This window comes from Vulcaniibacterium gelatinicum (genome assembly GCF_008033445.1).
Lineage (GTDB): Bacteria > Pseudomonadota > Gammaproteobacteria > Xanthomonadales > Xanthomonadaceae > Vulcaniibacterium_B > Vulcaniibacterium_B gelatinicum.
The window spans coordinates 1-1,159 of the sequence record NZ_VNKO01000040.1 but is presented as its reverse complement, the minus strand read 5'-3'; the positions used below and the strand labels follow the sequence as shown (position 1 = coordinate 1,159).

Below are 1,159 nucleotides of genomic sequence, written 5' to 3'. Positions count from 1 at the left end.
AGGAAGCCGTTGGTCTGGCGGGTCTGGCTCCAGGCCAGGATGCCGTCGAAGTGCTTGCGGATCATCCGCGCGACGTCCTTCATCGGCTCGACCTTGGAGCGCATGACGTTCGTGCACCACTGCCTGAGCAGCGCGGCGACCACGTTGATCTGCTTGCGCTCGAGGATCTCGCGCAAGTTCTCGCGATACAGCCAGGCGCGGGCGGTGCGCTTGCTGGTGGCGGCGGCGATCAGGGCATCGAGTTCGCCGCGCTGTTCGCGCGGCAAGCGGTCGCGATCCTTGAGCAGGGCCCAGCGCAGGCCCTTGAGGGCCGGATCGCTCTTCTGCTCGGCTCGGCGGGTGCGATCCAGGGCGAGGGAGGCCTGGGCGATGACGTGGAACTTGTCGAAGGTGATGCGCGCATTGGGCAGGTGATCGGTGACGCCGCGGATATAGGAGGGCGACATGTCGATGCTCACCGATTCGATCTGCCCGGGGGTGGCCTGATGCGCGGCCAGGTGCCCGGCAAGCGCGGCGATTGCCTCAACACGACGCCCTTCGGTCACGAACACGACCCTGCGCTGCTCGGCATCCGCGGCCAGCGTCAGGTAAGTGTGGCCACGCCGGTAGGACGTCTCGTCGATCGCCAGCGCCCTGGTCGCCGACAAGTCCAATTCGTCCACCGCCAGCTCGACATAACGCGCGCAGATCGCGTGCACGCGATGCCAGGACTCGCCCACCAGCCGCGCGACCGCGGCGAAGGGCATCTGCCGGCACAGCGTGAGCACCAAGGCTTCGAACAGCAGCGTGAAGCCGGACAGCCTGCCGGCCCAGTGCGGCTCGACCAGCAGCACCCGCCCGTCCGGCAGCTTGATCCGCGGCACGCGCACCTCGAGGAAGCACTCGTGCTCGAAGAAGTTCAGGTGCCGGAAGCGCTTGATCTGGGTGTCATGCACCGGGTGCTGCCCCGATGCGGCAGGGTGCGCGAAGCGGCTGCCCGCAGTGAAATCGATGAGGATCGTCAACGACCTGGCCTGGGCATCGAAGCGCGTACCGCTCACGTACCAAGGCTGGGCCAGATTGAGGGCCGACGCGAAAAGCAGCCTCTCGTCCATGGGGTCAGGGCTCAGATAAGGAGAGCCGAATCCTGCCCGGCATCCACTCGGAATTCAAAAGAGGC

The 1,159-nt window shown here is 66.6% G+C and carries 1 protein-coding gene; it reads right to left on the bottom strand.

Going from position 1 to position 1,159, the window contains the following annotated elements:
• On the bottom strand, positions 1–1,094 hold a 1,094-nt coding region (locus FPV26_RS12545; protein WP_147654209.1), incomplete at its 3' end, for an ISL3 family transposase.
• Positions 1,095–1,159 lie beyond the last annotated feature (65 nt).